A 20014-nucleotide genomic window follows, 5' to 3' on the forward strand; every position below is an offset into this window, starting at 1 on the left:
CCCAGGTGCGAGATGGGCGCGTGGCCGCGCCACAACTCGATTGACCCTACGGCAACTTCAGCCCCCCGACCACAGTCGGGGAAGACGCGATCCAGGGCAAATCCCGGCAATCCGCCGAGGTTTCCGGCCCCTCGGCGGACCTTTCACCGAGGGGTCGCGACTCGTTCACACAGCCCGGTCACAGACTCGCGCGGTCGCGCGGTCGCGCGGGCGGCGGGGTGGGGTCAGTGCGCGGCCGACTCCCAGTCGGTGCCGTCGCCGACCGACACGTCCAGCGCGGCGCGCAGCGGATACGCGCCCGCCATCTCGCGGCGGACCAGCGTCTCGACCTTCTTCCGCTCGCCGGGCGCGACCTCCAGCACGATTTCGTCGTGCACCTGGAGCAGTATCCGCGACTCCAGCTTCTCGTCGGTGAGCGCCTGGTCGACCTTGAGCATCGCGATCTTCACGATGTCGGCGGCCGAGCCCTGGATCGGCGCGTTGAGCGCCATCCGCTCGGCCATCTCACGACGCTGCCGGTTGTCGCTGTTGAGGTCGGGCAGGTAGCGGCGGCGGCCGAGCAGCGTCTCGGTGTAGCCGGTGTTCCTGGCCTCCTCGACCACCCGGTGCAGATAGTCCCGCACGCCGCCGAACCGCTCGAAGTACGTCTCCATCAGCCCGCGCGCCTCCGCGGCCTCGATGTTGAGCTGCTGGGACAGGCCGAAGGCGGACAGGCCGTACGCCAGCCCGTACGACATCGCCTTGATCTTGCGGCGCATCTCGGCGTCCACCGCGTCCCGTGCGACGCCGAAGACCTGGGAGCCGACGGTGGTGTGCAGATCCTCGCCGGAGGCGAAGGCGGCGATCAGTCCCTCGTCCTGCGACAGGTGGGCCATCACGCGCAGTTCGATCTGGCTGTAGTCGGCGGTCAGCAGCGATTCGTAGCCCTCGCCGACGACGAAGCCGCGGCGGATGGCCCGGCCCTCGTCGGTGCGGACCGGCACATTCTGCAGGTTGGGGTCGGTGGACGACAGGCGTCCGGTGGCCGCGACGGTCTGGCTGAAGGTGGTGTGGATGCGTCCGTCCGGGGCGATCGTCTTGACCAGCCCCTCGACGGTGACCCGGAGCTTGGCCTGCTCCCGGTGGCGCAGCATGATGACCGGCAGTTCGTGCTCGGTCTGCGCGGCCAGCCAGGCCAGCGCGTCGGCGTCCGTGGTGTAACCGGTCTTGGTCTTCTTGGTCTTGGGCAGGCCCAGCTCGCCGAAGAGGACTTCCTGGAGCTGCTTGGGCGAGCCGAGGTTGAACTCGTGGCCGACCGAGGCGTGCGCCTCGCCGACCGCGTGCTGCACGGCCGCGGCGAACTGCTGTTCCAGACCTTCGAGATGGGCCCGGTCGGCGGCGATCCCGGAGCGTTCCATCCGGGCCAGCAGCGCCGAGGTGGGCAGTTCGACCTCGTGCAGCAGCTCGGTGGCGCCGACCTCGGGCAGCCGCTCGCCGAAGACCTCGGCGAGGTCGAGGACGGTACGGGCCTGCACCATCAGCGCGTCGGCCGCGGCGGCGCCCTCGTCCTCGCCCTCCTCGCCGAAGGCGAGCTGTCCGCCCGCGGCGTCGGCCGGGGCCAGCTCGCGGCCCAGGTACTCCACCGACAGCACGTCGAGCGCGAAGGAGCGGCGGCCGGGCTTGATGAGATACGCGGCCAGGGCCGTGCACATCGTCACCCCGGCGACGCTCCAGCCGTGCTCGGCGAAGACCCGCTCGACGTTCTTCGCGTTGTGCAGCACCTTGGGGCGGGCGGGGTCGGCGATCCAGGCGGCGAAGGACTTCTCGTCCGCCTCGTCCAGCTCCGCGGGGTCGAACCAGGCGGCCACCTCCGGTGAGGCGAGCGCGATCTGGGTGACGCTGCCGCTGCCCAGCGCCCAGGTGTCGACGCTGGCCAGGCCGAGCGGCGCGCCGCCGTGCTCGTCGAGCCAGCCGGGCAGGTCGCCCGCGGCGAGCACGGTGCCCTCCACGGCGACGCCCTCGGCGATCTCCGCCTCTTCCTGCTCGGCGCCGGGATCGACGGCGAACAGCCGCTCCCGGAAGTTGGAGTTGCGGAATTCCAGCACGTCCAGCACGCCGACCAGGGCCGTCCTGTCGTACGGCTCCCTGGCCAGGCCCTCGGGGCCCGACGGCAGGCTCACGTCGCGCACCATCTCGGTCAGCCGCCGGTTGAGCTTCACCGCGTCCAGGTGCGCCCGCAGATTCTCACCGGCCTTGCCCTTGACCTCGTCGGCCCGCTCGACCAGGTCGGCGAAGGACCCGAACTGCGTGATCCACTTGGCCGCCGTCTTCTCGCCGACGCCGGGGATGCCGGGCAGATTGTCCGACGGGTCGCCGCGCAGCGCCGCGAAGTCCGGGTACTGCTGGGGCGTCAGGCCGTACTTCTCCTCGACCTTCTCCGGGGTGTAGCGGGTCAGCTCGGAGACGCCCTTGGTGGGGTAGAGCACCGTCACGTTCTCGGTGACCAACTGGAACGAGTCCCGGTCGCCGGTGACGATCAGCACCTCGTAACCGAGCGCTTCCGCCTGGGTGGCGAGCGTGGCGATCACGTCGTCCGCCTCGAAGCCCTCGACCGCGAAGCGGCTGACGCCCATCGCGTCCAGCAGCTCGCCGATCAGCTCGACCTGGCTGCGGAACTCGTCCGGCGTCTTCGAGCGGTTCGCCTTGTACTCGGGGAACTCGTCGAACCGCCAGGTCTTGCGGGAGACGTCGAAGGCGACGGCCAGGTGCGTCGGCCGCTCGTCACGCAGCGTGTTCGCCAGCATGGACGTGAAGCCGTAGATCGCGTTCGTCGGCTGGCCCGTGGCGGTGTTGAAGTTCTCCACGGGCAGCGCGTAGAACGCCCGGTACGCCAGCGAGTGCCCGTCCAGCAGCAGCAGGCGGGGGCGGTCGGTCGTCTTCGATGCGGATGCGTTGTCTGCCACGTCTCCGATCCTCCCACGCGGGTACGACAACGAAGGACGCCTCCCGCCGCGGGCACGCCGTGCGGGGGGGCGGCGGGGCCGGGAGCCGGGCGGGCGGCTCGGCGGGCCGATCAAGCCGGGCGCCGCCCGCCGGCTCCCCCGCCGCGCAAAGGCGGTACAAAGGACGTATGGCAAAGAAGCCCCCTTCAGGTGACCCCGTCCAGGACGCTCCGCAGGTCTCCGCGCCCAAGCACAGTGCGGCGGGCCTGCCCGCCATCGGGCACACGGTCAAGATGGCCGGGCAGCAGATGGGGGTGCGGCGGGCCACGTTGACGCTGCTGAAGGTCAACCAGAAGGGCGGCTTCGACTGTCCGGGCTGCGCCTGGCCCGAGCCGGACCACCGGCATGTCGCCGAATTCTGCGAGAACGGCGCGAAGGCGGTCGCCGAGGAGGCGACGCTGCGCCGGGTGACCCCGGACTTCTTCGCCGCGCACCCGGTCTCCGACCTCGCGCGGCGCAGCGGCTACTGGCTGGGCCAGCAGGGCCGGATCACGCAGCCGATGTATCTGGCGGAAGGCGCCGACCACTACGAGGCGGTGCCGTGGGAGCGGGCCTTCTCGATCGTCGCGGACGAACTGACCGCCCTGGACACCCCGGACGAGGCGGTCTTCTACACCTCGGGCCGCACCAGCAACGAGGCGGCGTTCCTCTTCCAGCTCTTCGCCCGCGAGCTGGGCACCAACAATCTGCCGGACTGCTCCAACATGTGCCACGAGTCGTCGGGTTCCGCGCTGACCGAGACGCTGGGCGTCGGCAAGGGCAGTGTGCTGCTGGAGGATCTGTACCGGTCGGACCTGATCATCGTCGCCGGGCAGAATCCGGGCACCAACCACCCGCGGATGCTGTCCGCGCTGGAGAAGGCCAAGCAGGGCGGGGCGACGATCGTGTCGGTCAACCCGCTTCCGGAGGCGGGTCTCGAGCGGTTCAAGAATCCGCAGAACGCCTCGGGTCTCGCCGGTTCCGGCACCGTGCTGACCGATCTGTTCCTCCAGATCAGGCTCGGCGGCGACCAGGCGCTGTTCCGCGCGCTGGGCCGGCTGCTGATCGAGGCCGGCGCGCTGGACCGCGACTTCATCGCGGAGCACACCCACGGCTTCGCGGAGTACGAGGCCGCCGCGCTCGCCACCGACTGGGACGAGGTGGAGCGCGCCACCGGTCTGGCGCGGGCCGAGATCGACAGGCTGCTCGCCCTGGTGCTGGACGCCAAGAGCGTCGTGGTGTGCTGGGCGATGGGCCTGACCCAGCACAAGCACGCGGTGCCGACCATCCGCGAGGTGGTCAACTTCCTGCTGCTGGGCGGCAACATCGGCCGCCCCGGCGCCGGGGTCTGCCCGGTGCGCGGGCACAGCAATGTGCAGGGCGACCGGACGATGGGCATCTTCGAGCGGCCCCCGGCGGCGTTCCTGGACGCGCTGGAGAAGGAGTTCGGCTTCGCGCCGCCGCGCGAGCACGGCTTCGACGTGGTGCGCGCGATCCGGGCGCTGCGCGACGGGACGGCGAAGGTGTTCTTCGCGATGGGCGGCAACTTCGTCGCCGCGTCCCCCGACACCGACGTCACGGAGGCCGCGATGCGCAAGGCGCGGCTGACCGTCCATGTGTCCACCAAGCTGAACCGTTCGCACGCCGTCACCGGCGCCCGCGCGCTGATCCTGCCGACGCTGGGCCGTACGGAGAAGGACCGGCAGGCGGGCGGCCCGCAGTTCGTCACCGTCGAGGACTCGATGGGCATGGTGCACGCCTCGCGCGGCGGTCTGGACCCGGCCTCGCCGCATCTGCTGTCGGAGCCCGCGATCGTGACCCGGCTGGCCCGCGCCGTCTTCGGCGACCGGAGCGTGGTGCCGTGGGCGGACTTCGAGCGGGACTACGACGCGATCCGCGACCGTATCTCGCGGGTCGTCCCCGGCTTCGCGGACTTCAACGCCAAGGTGCGGCGCCCGGGCGGCTTCACGCTGCCGCACGCCCCGCGCGACAGCCGCACCTTCCCCACCGCGACGGGCAAGGCCAACTTCACGGCCGCGGCCGTCGAGTACCCGGCGGTGCCCGAGGGGCGGCTGCTGCTCCAGACGCTGCGCTCGCACGACCAGTACAACACCACCATCTACGGTCTGGACGACCGCTACCGCGGCATCAAGAACGGCCGCCGCGTCGTCCTGCTGCACCCCGAGGACGCCGCGGCCAACGGTCTGGCCGACGGCGACTACGCCGACCTGGTCGGCGAGTGGAAGGACGGCACGGAGCGGCGCGCGGAGGGCTTCCGGGTCGTGCACTACCCGACCCCGCGCGGGTGCGCGGCGGCGTACTACCCGGAGACCAATGTGCTGGTCCCCCTCGACCACACCGCGGACACCAGCAACACCCCCGCCTCGAAGTCGGTGGTCATCCGGCTGGAGCGGACCGCGGCGGACGCCCCCCGACGCACGGCCGACACGGGCCGTCCGGTAGAAAACTGATCAGTACACGGAAAACGCGTACGGGCACACCGGATCAGGCCGGACGAGGACGATCGGAGCACCACCCCATGGGCGAGCGGACCACCACCTACTTCCCGCCGGAGATCCTGGAGCAGTACGCCGGGCTCGGCGTCGATCTGCGGGGTCTGTTCTCCGGCGGTCACCTGGGTGAGCGGATGGGCATCCGGATCCTGGAGGCGGCGCCGGAGAAGGTGGTCGGCACGATGCCCGTGGAGGGCAACACCCAGCCGATGGGGCTGCTGCACGGCGGCGCGTCCGCGGTGCTCGCCGAGACCCTCGGCTCGGTCGGCGCGATGCTGCACGGCGGTCCCAGCAAGATGGCCGTCGGCGTGGACCTCAACGCCACCCACCACCGCGGTCTGCGCTCCGGTCTCGTCACCGGCACCGCGACCCCGGTCCACCGGGGCCGCTCCTCGGCGACCTATGAGATCGTCATCACGGACGAGGCGGACAAGCGGGTCTGTACGGCCCGGCTGACCTGCATGCTGCGCCCGGCGACTCCCACGGGCACGACCGCTCCCCCGGCGAACTGAGGGGATACGGGGGGATTTCAGAGGTGCCGGGTGCGGGATTCGAACCCGCACGCCCTTTCGGACAGATGTGTTTGAGACATCCGCGTATGCCATTCCGCCAACCCGGCCAGGTCGCGTGCACAGCGTACCGTGTAGGTGCGCGCCGTCGCAGCTAGGTAGGCTCAGGTGTGCAGTACCCCGCCTGATACGAGGAGCACCGTGAGCGCGCCCGACGAGTCCGCCGCCCCGCTCGACGACGAGCAGTCGAAGTCCCACGTCCCTCCCCTGACGACCCGCGTGGTCATCGCCGAGGACGAGGCGCTGATCCGCCTCGACCTCAAGGAGATGCTGGAGGAGGAGGGCTACTCCGTCGTCGGGGAGGCCGGGGACGGCGAGACCGCGGTGAAGCTCGCCGAGGAGCAGCGTCCCGATCTGGTGATCCTGGACGTGAAGATGCCGGTGCTCGACGGGATCTCGGCGGCCGAGCGGATCGCCGCGGACAAGATCGCGCCGGTGCTGATGCTGACCGCGTTCTCGCAGCGCGAGCTGGTGGAGCGGGCCAGGGACGCGGGCGCGATGGCGTATCTGGTGAAGCCGTTCAGCAAGAGCGATCTGGTGCCCGCGATCGAGATGGCGGTGAGCCGGTTCCAGGAGCTGAAGGCGCTGGAGGCGGAGATCGCCGACCTGTCGCTGCGGCTGGAGACCCGCAAGCTGGTCGACCGGGCCAAGAGCGTCCTCCAGACCAAGTACGGGCTGACCGAGCCCGCCGCCTTCCGCTGGATCCAGAAGACGTCGATGGACCGCCGGATGTCGATGCAGGCGGTCGCGCAGGCCGTGATCGAAGAGGTCTCCGAGAAGTAGGCGCCCGCGGACGGGACACGGCGCAGGGCCCGCACCCCGGTCGGGGTGCGGGCCCTGCGCCGTGTTCCGGGCCCGGTCGGGCGAGCCTCAGTCCTCGCCGAGGTACGTCTTGCGGACGCCGTCGTCGTGCAGCAGGTCCTGGCCGGTGCCGGAGAGCTTGATTGTGCCGATCTCCATCACATGGGCCTGGTCGGCGAGCGAGAGCGCGGCCTGCGCGTTCTGCTCGACCAGCAGGATCGTGGTGCCCTGGGCCTTCAGCTCCACGATGGTCGTCATGATCTTCTGCATCATGATCGGCGACAGACCCATCGAGGGCTCGTCGAGCATGAGCAGCTTGGGCCGCGACATCAGCGCGCGGCCCATGGCGAGCATCTGCTGCTCGCCGCCGGACAGCGTGCCCGCGGCCTGCCTGCGGCGCTCCCCGAGGATCGGGAAGAGGTCGTAGGCGCGCTGGATGTCCTTGGCGATGGCCGCCGTGTCCTTGCGGAGGAAGGCGCCGAGCTGGAGATTCTGCTCGATGGTGAGCCGGGGGAAGATGTGCCGGCCCTCCGGGGAGTGCGCCAGGCCCAGGGCGACGATCCGGTGCGCCGGGACGCGGGTGAGCACCTTGCCGTCGAAGCTGACCCGGCCGCCGATCGGCTTGAGCAGCCCGCTGAGGGTGCGCAGCGTGGTGGTCTTGCCCGCGCCGTTGGTGCCGATCAGGGTGACGATCTGGCCCGCCTCGACGGTGAACGAGATGCCCTTGACGGCCTCGATCTTGCCGTAGGCGACCCGGAGGTCCTCGACTTCGAGCAGTGCGGTCATCGGTCGTTCTCCTGCTCCTCGGCCCCGGCTTCGGCCGCGGCCGCTTCCACTGCGGCGTCGCCCTCACCGGTGGGCGCGCCTTCGAAGGGTTCACCGAGGTAGGCCGCGATGACCCGTTCGTCCTGCTGGACCACGTCGGAGGTGCCCTCGACCAGTTTCTCGCCCTGGACGAGGACGGCGACGCGGTCGCACAGGTTGAAGATGAACCGCATGTCGTGCTCGATGACCAGGACGGCGATGCCCTGGTCGCGGATGGCGAAGACCAACTCCTCGGTGGCCCTGGTCTCCTGCGGGTTCATACCGGCCGTGGGCTCGTCCAGCAGCAGCAGGCCGGGCTCGCTGGCCAGCGCGCGGGCGATCTCCAGCTTGCGCTGCTCGCCGTAGGGGAGGTTGCGCGAGAGGTGGTCGGCCTTGCCGGCCAGGCCGATGAACTCCAGGATCTCCATGGCCCGCGCCCGTGACCGGGCTTCGGCCTTGTGGTAGCCGGGGCCGCGGATGAGGGCGGACAGCAGTCCCTCGCGGGTCCTGGTGTGCCTGCCGACCAGCACGTTCTCCAGCACGGTCATGTTGGAGAAGAGCCGGATGTTCTGGAAGGTGCGGGCGAGTCCGGCCTGGGTGACCAGGTGCGGTTTGGGCGGCAGCACCTCGCCTCGGTAGGTGACCTTGCCCTCGGTGGGGACGTACAGGCCGGTGAGGCAGTTGAAGAAGGTGGTCTTCCCGGCGCCGTTGGGGCCGATCAGTCCGACGATCTCACCGCTGTTGACGGTGAGGTCGACGTCGCGGACGGCGGTGAGGCCGCCGAACCGCATGACGACGCCGCTGGCCTGGAGCAGCGGGCCGCCGTCGGAGGCCGCTGCCGGGGTCGGCTGCTCTTGGCTGATGATGGTCATGTGTCTCTCACGCCCCTGCCGGGCTGGCCGGGACGGTGTCGTCGCCGAGCGGGCGTTGCTCGGGGATGAGCACTTCGTCCTGGTGGAATTCGAGCTGGCGGCGCCGGTTGGGGATGATGCCCTCGGGCCGGAAGCGCATGATCAGGATCAGGGCGAGGCCGAACGCGAAGAGTTCGTACCGCTCCAGGAAGCCGAGCTTCTCGGGGAGCAGGTAGAGCAGCGCCGCGCCGAGGATCGGGCCGCTGACCGTACCCATGCCGCCGAGGACGACGGCGGCGAGCAGGAAGGCCGAGTTGGGCGGGGCGGCGCCCGCGAACTGGTACGGGTTGGGCACCACGTTGTACGTGACGTGGGCGCTGACGGTGCCCGCGAGTCCGGCGAGCGAGGCGCCGAGGGCGAAGGCGATCAGCTTGACCCGGAAGCCGTTGATGCCCATGGCGGTGGCGGCGGTCTCGTCCTCGCGGATGGCGACCCAGGCGCGGCCGATCCGGGAGTCGGCGGCGCGGGTGAAGATCAGCACCACGATGACCGTGATCAGCAGCATCAGCAGGTAGTAGTTGGCGAACCGGCCGAGGGTGACGGAGCCGATGTCGTGCGAGGCGCCGAGGTTGTACCCGAAGATCGACAGGTCGGGGATCTGCGAGATGCCGTTGGGGCCGTTGGTGACCTTCGGGCCCGATACGCCGTCGAGGCTGTTGACGACGATGCGGAAGATCTCACCGAAACCGAGCGTGACGATGGCCAGGTAGTCGCCGCGCAGCCGCAGGGTGGGGGCGCCGATGAGGACGCCGAAGACCAGTGAGGCGGCCATGCCGGTGAGGGCGGCGGCCCAGAACGGGAACTGGACGCCGGACCAGATCGAGAACGGCGAGCCGGAGACCAGGGCGGCGGCGTACGCGCCGACGCCGAGGAAGGCGACGTAACCGAGGTCGAGCAGGCCGGTGAGGCCGACGACGATGTTGAGGCCGAGGGCGACGGTGCCGAAGATCAGGATGTTGACGCCGAGGTTGGCGTAGTGCTCGTCGTTCTGCGCGAAGGGGTAGGCCAGCGCGGCCAGGAAGCCCATCGTGTTGGCGAACGAGCGGTGGGCGGCGGTGAGTCCGGAGAACTGCCGGAGCAGACCGGCCGCGCTCAGCGCCCAGATGGTGAAGACCACGACGATGAGGAAGCCGAGGAAGATCTCGGTGTAGCCGGTGGCGAGGCCGTAGGTGAAGACCTCGAGGCCGATCGCGGCGGCCACGGTGATGATCAGCCGCTGGACCCAGCCGGGCAGCTTCGTCGGGTCGGCGACCGGGAGATCGCTGTGGTGGGGGCGCAGTTCGCGCAGCCACTTGTACGTGCCGACGACCGGGCCGACCGTGGAGAAGCGGCCGAGTTCGAAGTACTCGGTGTCGTGGGTCTCCCGCGGGTGCCGGTGGATCGGCAGTGCGAGGGCGCCGATCACCAGGACCAGGCTGCCGATCGCGGCGACGAAGCCGCCGGGGTCGAGGTTGGCCAAGCCGCCGAGCTTCTCGGCGATGGCGATCACCGTGTACCAGGTGGTGCCCAGGGTGCCGAGGGCGAGCAGCAGCACCGGGTTGTTGGAGCGGTTGGGGGTGAGCCAGCGCAGGCCCTTGAGGCCGAAGGCGCCGAGCGCGAACAGGCCGGTGACGATGGCGCCGACCAGGGTGAGGACCTGGAGACCGCCGGGGTAGCCGGAGACGGTGAGGTCGCCGGGGAACTCGGTGGTGTACGTCCAGGACATGAAGGTGGAGGCGATGGTCGCCACGGCGCCGACGAGGGTGACCGCCTGGGCGGCGGTCCGCGGCAGCGGTACGAAGGGGGCGACCCTGCGTCCGGCCGGTTTCGCGGTGTCGACGGCGATGGACTCCGCGGCGCTTACGGGGATGTCGGTCATCGGTGTCACGCCCTGTCCGCGACGCGCTCGCCGAGCAGACCTTGCGGCCGGACGAGCAGGACGACGATGAGGAGCACGAAGGCCCAGACGTTCGCCCAGCTTCCGCCGCCGAGCTGCTGCATGCCGGGGATGTTGGAGATGTAGGCGGAGGCGCAGGACTCGGCGATGCCGAGGACGAGGCCGCCGAGCATGGCGCCGTAGATGTTGCCGATGCCGCCGAGGACGGCCGCGGTGAACGCCTTGAGTCCGGCCTGGAAGCCGATGTCGTACTTGACCTGGCCGTACTTGAGGCCGGAGGCGAGTCCGGCGACGGCGGCGAAGAAGCCGCCGATGGCGAAGGCGATGACGATGATGCGGTTGGTGTCGATGCCCATGAGCTGGGCGGTGTCCGAGTCCTGCGCGGTGGCCTGCATGGCGCGGCCGGTGCGGCTGGTGCGGACGAAGGCGGCGAGGCCGACCATGCAGATCACGGCGGCGGAGACCAGGAAGATGTCACCGCTCTGGATGTTGATCGATCCCACGTGGAAGGGGCCGCCGGGCAGTTGCGGGAAGCTCTTGGCGTTGTCGGCGCCCGGGTACCAGAGGAAGATCGCCTGCTGAAGTGCGAGGGAGAGGCCGATGGCGGTGATCAGTGGTGCCAGCCGTGGTGCGCCGCGCAGTGGCCGGTACGCGAATCGCTCCGCGGCCACGGCGATGAGCACGGACACGATGGCGCCGCCGAGCAGCATCAGGGGCAGTGCGAGCCAGATGGACGTGCTGTCGGGGAGATTCGTCCAGACCGCGAGCGCGCCGAAGGCTCCGGTCATGTAGATCTCGCCGTGGGCGAAGTTGATGAGCTGGACGATGCCGTACACCATCGTGTAGCCGATGGCGATGAGCCCGTACATCGAGCCGATGAACAGCCCGTTGGCCAGCTGTTGCGGCAGGGTGTGCACCGCATGGCCTCCATGTCACTGAGGGAGCAGGGGGGAAGGTACGCCGGGGGTAAGCGGGGGGCCGCGCGGTCGGGGTGACCAGCCGCGCGGCCCTGGGTGCTACGGAGTCGGTCAGCCGCTGTAGGTGCCGCTCTTCACGGCCTCCCACTTGCCGCTCTTGACCTGGTAGACGGTGAGCTGCTTGTTGGTGGTGTCGCCGTACTGGTCGAAGGAGACGTGACCGGCGATGCCGTCGAAGTCGCTCTTCTGGACGGCGTCGACGAGCTTGGAGCGGGCGTCGGCCATGGCGGGGAGCTTGCCGCCGTTGGCGTCCATGACGGCCTTGACGCCCTTGATGATCGCGGTGGCGGCGTCGTACGAGTAGCCGCCGTAGGTGCCGTAGTCACCGGGGTAGTTCTTCGCCTTGTACGTGGCGATGAAGTCCTTGGCCGCCGGGAGCGTGGTGACCGGGACGCCGACGGAGGTGGCGAGGTCGCCTTCCGAGGCCGCACCCGCGGTCTTGATGTAGGTGTCGGAGAACATGCCGTCGCCGCCCATGAGCGGGATCTTCACGCCGGCCGCCTTGAGCTGCTTGGTGAGCTGCTCCGACTCGTCGTACTGGCCGCCGTAGTAGACCATGTCGGCCTTGGCGTTCTTGATCTTGGTGACGAGCGTGGAGAAGTCGTTGTCACCGGTGTTGACGTGGTCGGTGCCGGCGATCTTGCCGCCGAGGGACCCGAACTTGTCCTTGAAGATGCCCGCGAGACCCGCGCCGTAGGTCTGCTTGTCGTCCACCACGAAGGCGTTGGTCTTCTTCAGGGTGTTGTAGGCGTAGTCCGCCGCGAAGCCGCCCTGGAGGGCGTCGGTGGTGGCGGTACGGAAGTAGGTCTTGAACGGCCGGACCTTGGTGCCGGTGTTCCAGTCCTTGCCCTGGGTCAGGGTGGGGTTGGTGTTGGACGGCGAGATCTCGACCATGTTCGCGGTGGTGAACACCTGCTGCATGGACTGGGCGACGCCGGAGTTCAGCGGGCCGACGGCGGCGATCACGCTGCTGTCCGCGACCAGGGCCGTGGCGTTCTGCTGGCCGGTGGCGGGCAGCGCCTTGTCGTCCAGGGCCTTGATCTTGAAGGTCACCCCGGGGACGAGGTTGTTCTTGTTGGCGTCGTCGACAGCGATCTGCACGCCGTACTGGATGCCGAGGCCGGTGGCCGAGTTCTGCCCGGTAAGCGGAGCGTCGACACCGATGACAACGGTCGTCTTGGCGGCGCCGCTGCTGTCCCCGCTGCCCTTCTTGTCGTCGCTCCGCGATCCGCAGGCGGTGAGGGTGAGGGCTCCAGTGGTGAGTACGGCGGTCAGTACAAGCAAGGAACGGTGTCGCACGATCAGTCCTTTCCCCTGGCGCGGCCGTCTCTGATGAGACGCCGAGTCGCGCGCTGGAACCCGAACTGACAAATCCGGAGGCGCGGTGACTGGCCGTGACTCTAGGCGCGTGGAGCTGAGTCAGGCAGAGGTGAAGGGAAGAGTGTGACTGTCTTGTTATGCCGGAAGGAAACTCTTGAGGTTCTACTGAGGTTGGCGGAGGGATTTGGGTGCTTTGCTCCGGCGTCCGCATGATGAGAACGCGCACTTCCGGCCAAGGGTAGGGGACTTGGGGGCGGCCGGGAGGCGATGTGACCGCGGCAGGAATGTCAGGAGATTCAGAGGGTAAGCACCTGTCGGAGTACCGCCCTGATTCCGTATTGCGTTCGCGTTACATAGCGTTAAGTTTTTCGATTCGCCGGCCAAAGGCCCCGCCATTGCCGCTGCCGAAATCGGCGGCAAAGGCGGCCGACGACGACGCCCCGCCCGGCGAATGCCGAACGGGGCGTGATGGGCGCGGCGGGTGAATCCGCGCCGTACAGGTCAGGATTTCGGCGAATCGTCCTCGCCGATGTGGTGGACCCGGACCATGTTGGTGGTGCCCGGCATGCCGGGGGGCGAACCGGCCGTGATCACCACGATGTCGCCCTTCTTGCAGCGGCCGATCCGCAGCAGCTGCTCGTCCACCTGTTGGACCATCTCGTCGGTGGTCTGCACCATCGGGCCGAGGAAGGTCTCCACTCCCCAGGTCAGATTCAACTGCGAGCGGGTCGCGGGCTCCGGGGTGAAGGCGAGCAGGGGGATCGGCGAGCGGTAGCGGGACAGCCGGCGGACGGTGTCGCCGGACTGGGTGAAGGCGACCAGGAAGCGGGCGCCGAGGAAGTCGCCCATCTCGGCGGCGGCGCGGGCCACGGCGCCGCCCTGGGTACGGGGCTTGTTCTGGTCGGTGAGCGGCGGCAGGCCGGTGGCGAGCACCGCGTCCTCGGCCGCGGACACGATCCGCGACATCGTCTTGACGGTCTCGATCGGATACTTGCCGACGCTGGTCTCGCCGGAGAGCATCACCGCGTCGGTGCCGTCCATCACGGCGTTGGCGACGTCACTGGCCTCGGCGCGGGTGGGGCGGGAGTTGTCGATCATCGAGTCGAGCATCTGCGTGGCGACGATGACCGGCTTCGCGTTGCGCTTGGCGAGCGTGATCGCGCGCTTCTGCACCATCGGGACGGCTTCCAGCGGCATCTCGACGCCGAGGTCGCCGCGCGCGACCATGATCCCGTCGAACGCGTCGACGATCCCTTCGAGGGCGTCGACCGCCTGCGGCTTCTCGACCTTGGCGATCACCGGGACCCGGCGGCCCTCCTCGGCCATGATCCGCAGCACGTCCTCGACGTCCCGGCCGGTGCGGACGAAGGACAGCGCGATGATGTCGGCGCCGATCCGCAGGCCCCAGCGCAGGTCCCTGATGTCCTTGTCGGACAGCGCGGGCACCGACACGGCGACACCGGGGAGATTCAGCCCCTTGTTGTCGGAGACCATCCCGCCCTCGATGACCATGGTGTGCACCCGCGGTCCCTCGACGTCGGTGACCTCCAGGGTGACGCGCCCGTCGTCCACCAGGATGCGCTCGCCGCGGGCGACGTCCGCGGACAGTCCCTTGTACGTCGTCCCGCAGATCTGCTGGTCGCCCTCGATGTCGTCCACGGTGATCGTGAACTCGTCGCCGCGTTCGAGTAGTACAGGTCCTTCGGCGAAACGTCCGAGCCTGATCTTCGGGCCCTGAAGGTCAACCATGATGCCCACGCTGCGACCGGTCTCGTCCGCGGCTTTGCGGACTCGTCGGTAGCGGTCCTCGTGCTCCGCGTACGCTCCATGGCTCAGATTCAGTCGTGCCACGTCCATTCCGGCCTCGACCAGTGCTTTGATCTGGTCGTAGGAGTCGGTGGCGGGGCCCAGTGTGCAGACAATTTTGGCTCGGCGCATGTGTCGAGAGTATGACCTACTCGTTGGTAGGGAACACGCTCACGGCAACTGCCCAACGACGTCTGGATTAACGCTTGTTGACAAGTGTCGAAGTGTGCGGCCCCCCGCTCCGATGAGCACTCCTGTCACCCCCGCACCCGCTGAGCACGTCTTACGCGCCCGGAATCGCGCGTCGGCCGCACCGTGCGTGTCACGCGCGGGACATCTTCCGGTTACGTGTGGGGGGTGTCGCCGGGTGGGGCGGGCGGTGCAGAATCTACGCGCGTTGTTCCCGCACCGGGAGCAGACGGGAACGAGGAGACGACAGATGGCGCTCAACCGCAGGGACTTCATCAACCGCTCGGCCGCCACGGGGGCGGGCGTGGCGCTCGCGGGCACCGCCGGGGCGGTCGTGGGGGCGAGCCCCGCGGAGGCCGCCGACCGGCACCACGGACACGGCCACGGGAAGCCCAAGACGTTCAGCCTGCGGGTGCTGGGCACCACCGACCTGCACGGACACGCCCTGAACTGGGACTACTTCACGAACGCCGAGTACGACGACGCGACCCACAACGACATCGGCCTCGCCAAGGTCTCCACCCTCGTCGCGCACGCCCGCGCCGAGAAGGGCCACGACCGCACGCTGCTGATCGACGCGGGCGACATCATCCAGGGCACGCAGCTCTCGTACTACTACGCGCGGGTCGAGCCGATCACCGGCGCGCGCCGCGGCCCCAAGCACCCGATGGCGCTGGCCATGAACCACATGAAGTACGACGCGGCGGCGCTGGGCAACCACGAGTTCAACTACGGCATCCCGCTGCTGCGCGCCTTCCAGGACCAGTGCGACTTCCCGCTGCTCGCCGCCAACGCGGTGGACGCCAAGACCCTCAAGCCCGCCTTCCCGCCCTACCTGGTCAAGGAGATCCGCGTCCAGGGCGGCCCCCCGGTCAAGGTCGGCATCCTCGGCCTGACCAACCCCGGCATCGCCATCTGGGACAAGGCCAACGTGCAGGGCAAGATGGCCTTCCCCGGCCTGGTCGAGCAGGCGAGGATCTACGTGCCCAAGCTCCGCGCCCTCGGCTGCGACGTGGTGATCTGCACCGACCACTCCGGCCTGGACGGCAGCACCTCCTACGGCGACGCGATCCCGTACCCGGAGAACGCCTCCTCGCTGGTGGCCCAGCAAGTGCCCGGCATCGACGCGATCCTGGTCGGCCACACCCACGTCGAGCGCCCGCAGACGCTCGTCGTCAACGAGAAGACCGGCAAGACCGTCGTGCTGTCCGAGCCCCTGATGTGGGGCATGCGGCTGAGTGTCTTCGACATCGACCTGGAGTTCAGCCGCGGCCGGTGGGAGGTCACCTCCGTCAAGGCCGAGGTGCGCAACGCCAACACCGTCGCCGAGGACCCGGTCGTGGCCAAGCTGGTGCGCGACGAGCACAACAAGGTCGTCGCGTACGTCAACCAGATCATCGGCACCTGCACCGCGACGATGTCCGCGGCCGAGTCCACGTACAAGGACACGCCGATCATCGACTTCCTCAACCTGGTGCAGGCCGACACGGTGAAGGCGGCGCTCGCCGGTACCGCGTACGCCGACCTGCCGGTGCTCTCCGAGGCGTCGCCGTTCTCCCGCACCGCCGCGATCCCGGCGGGGCAGGTCTCGCTGCGCGACGTGGCAGGGCTGTACGTCTACGAGAACACCCTGGACGCCAAGCTGCTCACCGGCGCCCAGGTCAAGGACTACCTGGAGTGGTCGGCGGCGTACTACGCGCAGACCGCGCCGGACGCGCCCGTCGACGTCACCAAGATCACCAACGCCAACAACACCCCCGACTACAGCTACGACATCCTCAGCGGCGTGTCGTACGACATCGACATCGCGCAGCCGGTCGGCTCCCGGATCGTCAACCTCACGCACGGCGGCGCGCCGGTCGACCCGGCCGCGCGGTTCGTGCTCGCGGTCAACAACTACCGCTCCGGCGGCGGCAGCAACTACCCGCACGTGGCCACCGCCCAGTCGGTGTGGTCCAACTCGGACGAGATCCGCAACACGATCATCGCCTGGGTGCAGGCGCACGGTACGATCGACCCGACGACGTTCGGCGGCGACGAGTGGCGCCTCACCCGCGCCGGAGTGCCGCTGTTCGCGTAGGGACGTCACTGGCGGCGGCGCCGTCGAGACCGAAGGTGGTGAAGGCCGTCCTGGCCGGCAGCGGGTAGTGCTCCGCGCCGGTCAGGAGGCCGGTCAGGTCGTTGAGGATGACCGCGGAGCGCCAGGCCGCCAGGCCCAGGTCGGGCGCGCCGATCCCGTGGCTGTGCCGCTCCGCGTTCTGCACGTAGATCCGGCCGGTGACCGCCCGGTCCAGCTCCAGCCGGTGCCGCGCGTCGATCCGCGGCCGGTTGGCGGAGTCCCGCTTCAGGTACGGGTCGAGCGGCGCGAGCAACTGGTCGAGCGGGCGCTCCCGGTAGCCGGTCGCCAGCACCACCGCGTCGGTCATCAGCCGGGTACGGGTGCCCTGTTCGACGTGTTCCAGGTGCAGTTCGATGCTCTGGGTGCCGATCCGGCCCGCGGTCCGCACGGTGACGCCGGGCGTCAGCACCGCGTCCGGCCAGCCGCCGTCGAGCGTACGGCGGTACAGCTCGTCGTGGATCGCGGTGATCGTGGCGTCGTCGATGCCCTTGTGCAACTGCCACTGCCGCGGCACCAGTCGGTCGCGCACCGGCTCCGGTAGACCGTGGAAGTACCGCGTGTAGTCCGGGGTGAAGTGTTCGAGGCCCAGTTTGCTGTACTCCATCGGCGCGAAGGCGGGCGTACGCGCCAGCCACGTCAGCCGCTCCCGGCCGGCGGGACGCGCCCGCAGCAGGTCGAGGAAGATCTCGGCGCCGGACTGTCCGGAGCCGACGACGGTGATGTGCTCGGCGTCCAGCAGCCGTTCGCGCTGCTTGACGTAGTCCGCGGAGTGCACGACGGGTACGGTCGGCGCCTGCGCGAGCGGGCGCAGGGGCTCCGGTACGTAAGGGGCCGTGCCGATCCCCACCACCAGGTGCCGGGCGTACGTGCGGCCCAGCGCCTCGGCCTCGCCGTGCTCGTCCAGGTGCGTGTGGTCGACCTCGAAGTGGCCGCGCTCCGCGTTCCAGCGCACGGCGTCGACCTGCTGCCCGAAGTGCGTACTGGGCAGCCCCTCGGCGGCCCACCGGCAGTAGGCGTCGTATTCGGCGCGGTGCACATGGAAGCGCTCGGCGAAGTAGAAGGGGAACAGCCGCTCGCGGGTCTTGAGCCAGCTCAGGAAGGACCAGCGGCTCGCGGGGTCCGCGAGGGTCACCAGGTCGGCCAGGAAGGGGACTTGGAGGGTGGCGCCGTCGATCAGCAGACCGGGGTGCCACTGGAAGGAGGACCGCTGGTCGTAGAAGGCGGCGGTGAGGTCGGGCACGCCGTCGGCGAGGGCGGCGAGCGAGAGGTTGAACGGGCCGATGCCGATACCGAGCAGGTCGAAGGGGGGCGGCTGCGATTCGGCGGGGGGCGCGGCGGGGGCCGGGGCGCGGTCGGGTCCTTGCGCCTGTGCGGGAACCGTCGTCGGGTGGGGGACCGGCGCGGGGGCCGGGGCGCCGGCTGGTCGCGCCGTTCCGCGGGCCTCGTGCGAGGCGTCGTCGTGCGAGGGCGTCATCGGGGGGTGGTGCCTTCCGTGGTCAGGGGAGGTGTCGGGTGCGGCAAGCGGGCCTCGGGGGCCGGTGGCTCGGCGGACTCGGCGGGCGCAGCGGGCTCCGTGGGCGCAGCGGGCTCCGGGGGCTCGGCGGCCAGGGCGACGAGCGCGTCGAGGTCGGCCGCGGTGAGGTACGGGTTGAGCAGCGTCGCCTTGAGCCACAGCCGCCCGCCGACGTGGGCGCGGCCCAGCACCGCCCGGCCGTCGTACAGCAGGCGGCGGCGCAGCGCGGCGATCGCCTCGTCGGTGGCGCCGCGCGGCCGGAACAGCACGGTGCTGATGGCGGGGTGCGCGTACAGCGTCAGGTCCGGGTGGCGTTCGATCCGCTCCGCCAGCTCACGGGCCGACGCGCAGACGGCGTCGACCAGCTGCCCCATCCCCTCGCGGCCGAGCGCCCGCAGGGTGACGGCGATCTTCAGGACGTCGGGGCGGCGGCTGGTGCGCAGCGAACGGCCCAGCAGGTCGGGCAGCCCGGCCTCGGTGTCGTCGGCCGCGTTCAGATAGTCGGCGCGGTGGTCGAGCGGGTGCAATGCGGCGGCATCGGGTACGACCAGCAGGCCCGCGGCGACCGGCTGCCAGCCGAGCTTGTGCAGGTCGACGGTGACCGAGACGGCCTGGTCGAGGCCCGCGAGCTTGGCCGCTTCGCGGTCGCTGAACAGCAACGGGCCGCCGTACGCGGCGTCCACGTGCAACTCGGCGTCGTGCCGGGCGGCGGCGGCTGCCAGCGCGGGCAGCGCGTCGATCGCACCGGTGTCCGTGGTGCCCGCGGTCGCGACCAGCAGCACGTGCGGCGCGAGGCCGCGCAGGACGGACTCCACGGCCGCCGGGTCCAGTACGCCGCCGGGTGTGGCGAGCACCACCGGGCGGGGCAGGCCGAGCAGCCAGGTCGCGCGGGCCACGCTGTGGTGTGCGTTCGACCCGCACACCACCTGCACCGGGCGGCGGCCCGCACGCGCCGCACGCTCCCTGGCCAGCAGCAGCGCGAGCTGGTTCGACTCCGTGCCGCCGGTCGTGACCAGCGCGTCGGGAGCGTCGTGGCCGGGGTACACCAGGGCCGCCAGGGCCGCCGTGACGCGGGCCTCCAACGCCGTGGCGGCCGGGGCCTGGTCCCAGGAGTCCATGGACGGGTTCAGTACGGACGCGGCGAAGTCGGCCGCCGCGGCCATGGCCAGGGGCGGGCAGTGCAGATGCGCGACGCAGCCCGGTTCCGCCGGGTCGGCGGCGCCCTCCGCGACGGCGCGCACCAGTGTGCGCAGGGCTTCTTCCGCTCCGGTGCCGGTGCGGGGCAGCGGCGGGCCCGTCCGGGCCAGCCGCGCCGCCACCGCGGCGGGGCCGCCGCTGGGCAGGGGGCCGCCGCGGGTCGCCGCGCCTTCCGCGAGGGCCGCGCGGGCCGTTTCGAGCAACGGCCCGAGTTCTGCGGGTCCTTGGCGGCCCCCGGCCAGTTGTGGCTTCGCCATGAGTCGTTGCCGCCTGTCGTCGCCGGTACCTCTCCGTACTCAACGACGCCGAACGCCAACGGGTATCGCCCTCCGTACCTTCGCCCTGCGCAGGCCCCTGTTTCCAGCCGCGCCCCCCGTGCGCCCACCTCGCGCCGGACGCTGCTTTCGGGGGCGCCCCCCGGCGTCCACCTTGCGCAGGGCCTTGTCTTTAGGGGCGCGG

At 70.3% G+C, this 20014-nt stretch carries 13 protein-coding genes and 1 tRNA gene; 4 read left to right on the top strand and 10 right to left on the bottom strand.

Annotated elements, in window-relative coordinates:
• Positions 1–224 precede the first annotated feature (224 nt).
• Positions 225–2942: a DNA polymerase I gene (gene polA, locus ABZX65_RS03330; RefSeq protein WP_355333953.1), complete on the bottom strand. Its 2718-nt coding sequence runs from the start codon at positions 2940–2942 to the stop codon at positions 225–227.
• A 167-nt stretch (positions 2943–3109) separates the two neighbouring features.
• Here polA and ABZX65_RS03335 point away from each other — a divergent pair, with 167 nt between their 5' ends.
• Both ABZX65_RS03335 and ABZX65_RS03340 read left to right on the top strand, forming a co-directional pair.
• Positions 3110–5431, top strand: coding sequence for an FdhF/YdeP family oxidoreductase (locus ABZX65_RS03335; RefSeq protein ID WP_355333955.1), 2322 nt, complete (start codon positions 3110–3112; stop codon positions 5429–5431).
• 68 nt (positions 5432–5499) lie between these two features.
• Positions 5500–5985, top strand: a complete 486-nt coding sequence (locus ABZX65_RS03340; protein WP_188282940.1) for a hotdog fold thioesterase — start codon at positions 5500–5502, stop codon at positions 5983–5985.
• Positions 5986–6009: 24 nt separating this feature from the next.
• Here the strand turns inward: ABZX65_RS03340 and ABZX65_RS03345 are convergent.
• Positions 6010–6092: transfer RNA gene (locus ABZX65_RS03345), tRNA-Leu, on the bottom strand.
• Positions 6093–6183: 91 nt separating this feature from the next.
• On the opposite strand from ABZX65_RS03345, the gene ABZX65_RS03350 reads away from it, so the two are divergent.
• Positions 6184–6825, top strand: coding sequence for a response regulator (locus ABZX65_RS03350; RefSeq protein WP_355333958.1), 642 nt, complete (start codon positions 6184–6186; stop codon positions 6823–6825).
• Positions 6826–6912: 87 nt separating this feature from the next.
• Here ABZX65_RS03350 and ABZX65_RS03355 read toward each other — a convergent pair whose 3' ends face one another.
• From ABZX65_RS03355 to pyk, 6 genes are all read right to left on the bottom strand, one after another.
• A complete protein-coding gene (locus ABZX65_RS03355; RefSeq protein ID WP_355333961.1) occupies positions 6913–7629 on the bottom strand; it encodes an ABC transporter ATP-binding protein in 717 nt (238 codons plus the stop codon).
• Complete coding sequence (locus ABZX65_RS03360; protein WP_355333963.1) at positions 7626–8519, bottom strand: ABC transporter ATP-binding protein; 894 nt, start codon at positions 8517–8519, stop codon at positions 7626–7628. The genes ABZX65_RS03355 and ABZX65_RS03360 overlap by 4 nt, the downstream gene beginning before the upstream one ends.
• A 7-nt stretch (positions 8520–8526) precedes the next feature.
• Positions 8527–10416, bottom strand: a complete 1890-nt coding sequence (locus ABZX65_RS03365; RefSeq protein ID WP_355333965.1) for a branched-chain amino acid ABC transporter permease — start codon at positions 10414–10416, stop codon at positions 8527–8529.
• Between the two features lie 5 nt (positions 10417–10421).
• Entirely contained in the window at positions 10422–11351 is a 930-nt protein-coding gene (locus ABZX65_RS03370) for a branched-chain amino acid ABC transporter permease (protein ID WP_355333968.1), read from the bottom strand.
• A 111-nt stretch (positions 11352–11462) separates the two neighbouring features.
• Positions 11463–12710, bottom strand: coding sequence for a branched-chain amino acid ABC transporter substrate-binding protein (locus ABZX65_RS03375; protein WP_355333970.1), 1248 nt, complete (start codon positions 12708–12710; stop codon positions 11463–11465).
• Between the two features lie 522 nt (positions 12711–13232).
• A complete protein-coding gene (pyk, locus tag ABZX65_RS03380; RefSeq protein WP_355333972.1) occupies positions 13233–14669 on the bottom strand; it encodes a pyruvate kinase in 1437 nt (478 codons plus the stop codon).
• A gap of 307 nt (positions 14670–14976) precedes the next feature.
• Between pyk and ABZX65_RS03385 the strand changes: the two genes are divergently transcribed.
• Entirely contained in the window at positions 14977–16806 is a 1830-nt protein-coding gene (locus tag ABZX65_RS03385) for a 5'-nucleotidase C-terminal domain-containing protein (protein WP_355333975.1), read from the top strand.
• Here ABZX65_RS03385 and ABZX65_RS03390 read toward each other — a convergent pair.
• Together ABZX65_RS03390 and ABZX65_RS03395 are read right to left on the bottom strand one after the other, a co-directional pair.
• Positions 16775–18319 (bottom strand): SidA/IucD/PvdA family monooxygenase, encoded by a 1545-nt coding sequence (locus ABZX65_RS03390; RefSeq protein ID WP_355333978.1) that lies wholly within the window; start codon positions 18317–18319, stop codon positions 16775–16777. The genes ABZX65_RS03385 and ABZX65_RS03390 overlap by 32 nt on opposite strands.
• A complete protein-coding gene (locus ABZX65_RS03395; protein ID WP_355333980.1) occupies positions 18316–19812 on the bottom strand; it encodes an aminotransferase class V-fold PLP-dependent enzyme in 1497 nt (498 codons plus the stop codon). The genes ABZX65_RS03390 and ABZX65_RS03395 overlap by 4 nt, the downstream gene beginning before the upstream one ends.
• Positions 19813–20014 lie beyond the last annotated feature (202 nt).

The sequence above is a fragment of the Streptomyces sp. NPDC003300 genome (genome assembly GCF_040610915.1).
Classification (GTDB): domain Bacteria; phylum Actinomycetota; class Actinomycetes; order Streptomycetales; family Streptomycetaceae; genus Actinacidiphila.

Bases quoted from the DNA above. Each gene is read 5' to 3' on its own strand.
- ABZX65_RS03395 (WP_355333980.1), bottom strand. From the start codon at position 19,812: ATGGCGAAGCCACAACTGGCCGGGGGCCGCCAAGGACCCGCAGAACTC.
- pyk (WP_355333972.1), bottom strand. From the start codon at position 14,669: ATGCGCCGAGCCAAAATTGTCTGCACACTGGGCCCCGCCACCGACTCC.
- ABZX65_RS03385 (WP_355333975.1), top strand. From the start codon at position 14,977: ATGGCGCTCAACCGCAGGGACTTCATCAACCGCTCGGCCGCCACGGGG.
- ABZX65_RS03355 (WP_355333961.1), bottom strand. From the start codon at position 7,629: ATGACCGCACTGCTCGAAGTCGAGGACCTCCGGGTCGCCTACGGCAAG.
- ABZX65_RS03390 (WP_355333978.1), bottom strand. From the start codon at position 18,319: ATGACGCCCTCGCACGACGACGCCTCGCACGAGGCCCGCGGAACGGCG.
- ABZX65_RS03335 (WP_355333955.1), top strand. From the start codon at position 3,110: ATGGCAAAGAAGCCCCCTTCAGGTGACCCCGTCCAGGACGCTCCGCAG.
- ABZX65_RS03365 (WP_355333965.1), bottom strand. From the start codon at position 10,416: ATGACCGACATCCCCGTAAGCGCCGCGGAGTCCATCGCCGTCGACACC.
- ABZX65_RS03340 (WP_188282940.1), top strand. From the start codon at position 5,500: ATGGGCGAGCGGACCACCACCTACTTCCCGCCGGAGATCCTGGAGCAG.
- ABZX65_RS03360 (WP_355333963.1), bottom strand. From the start codon at position 8,519: ATGACCATCATCAGCCAAGAGCAGCCGACCCCGGCAGCGGCCTCCGAC.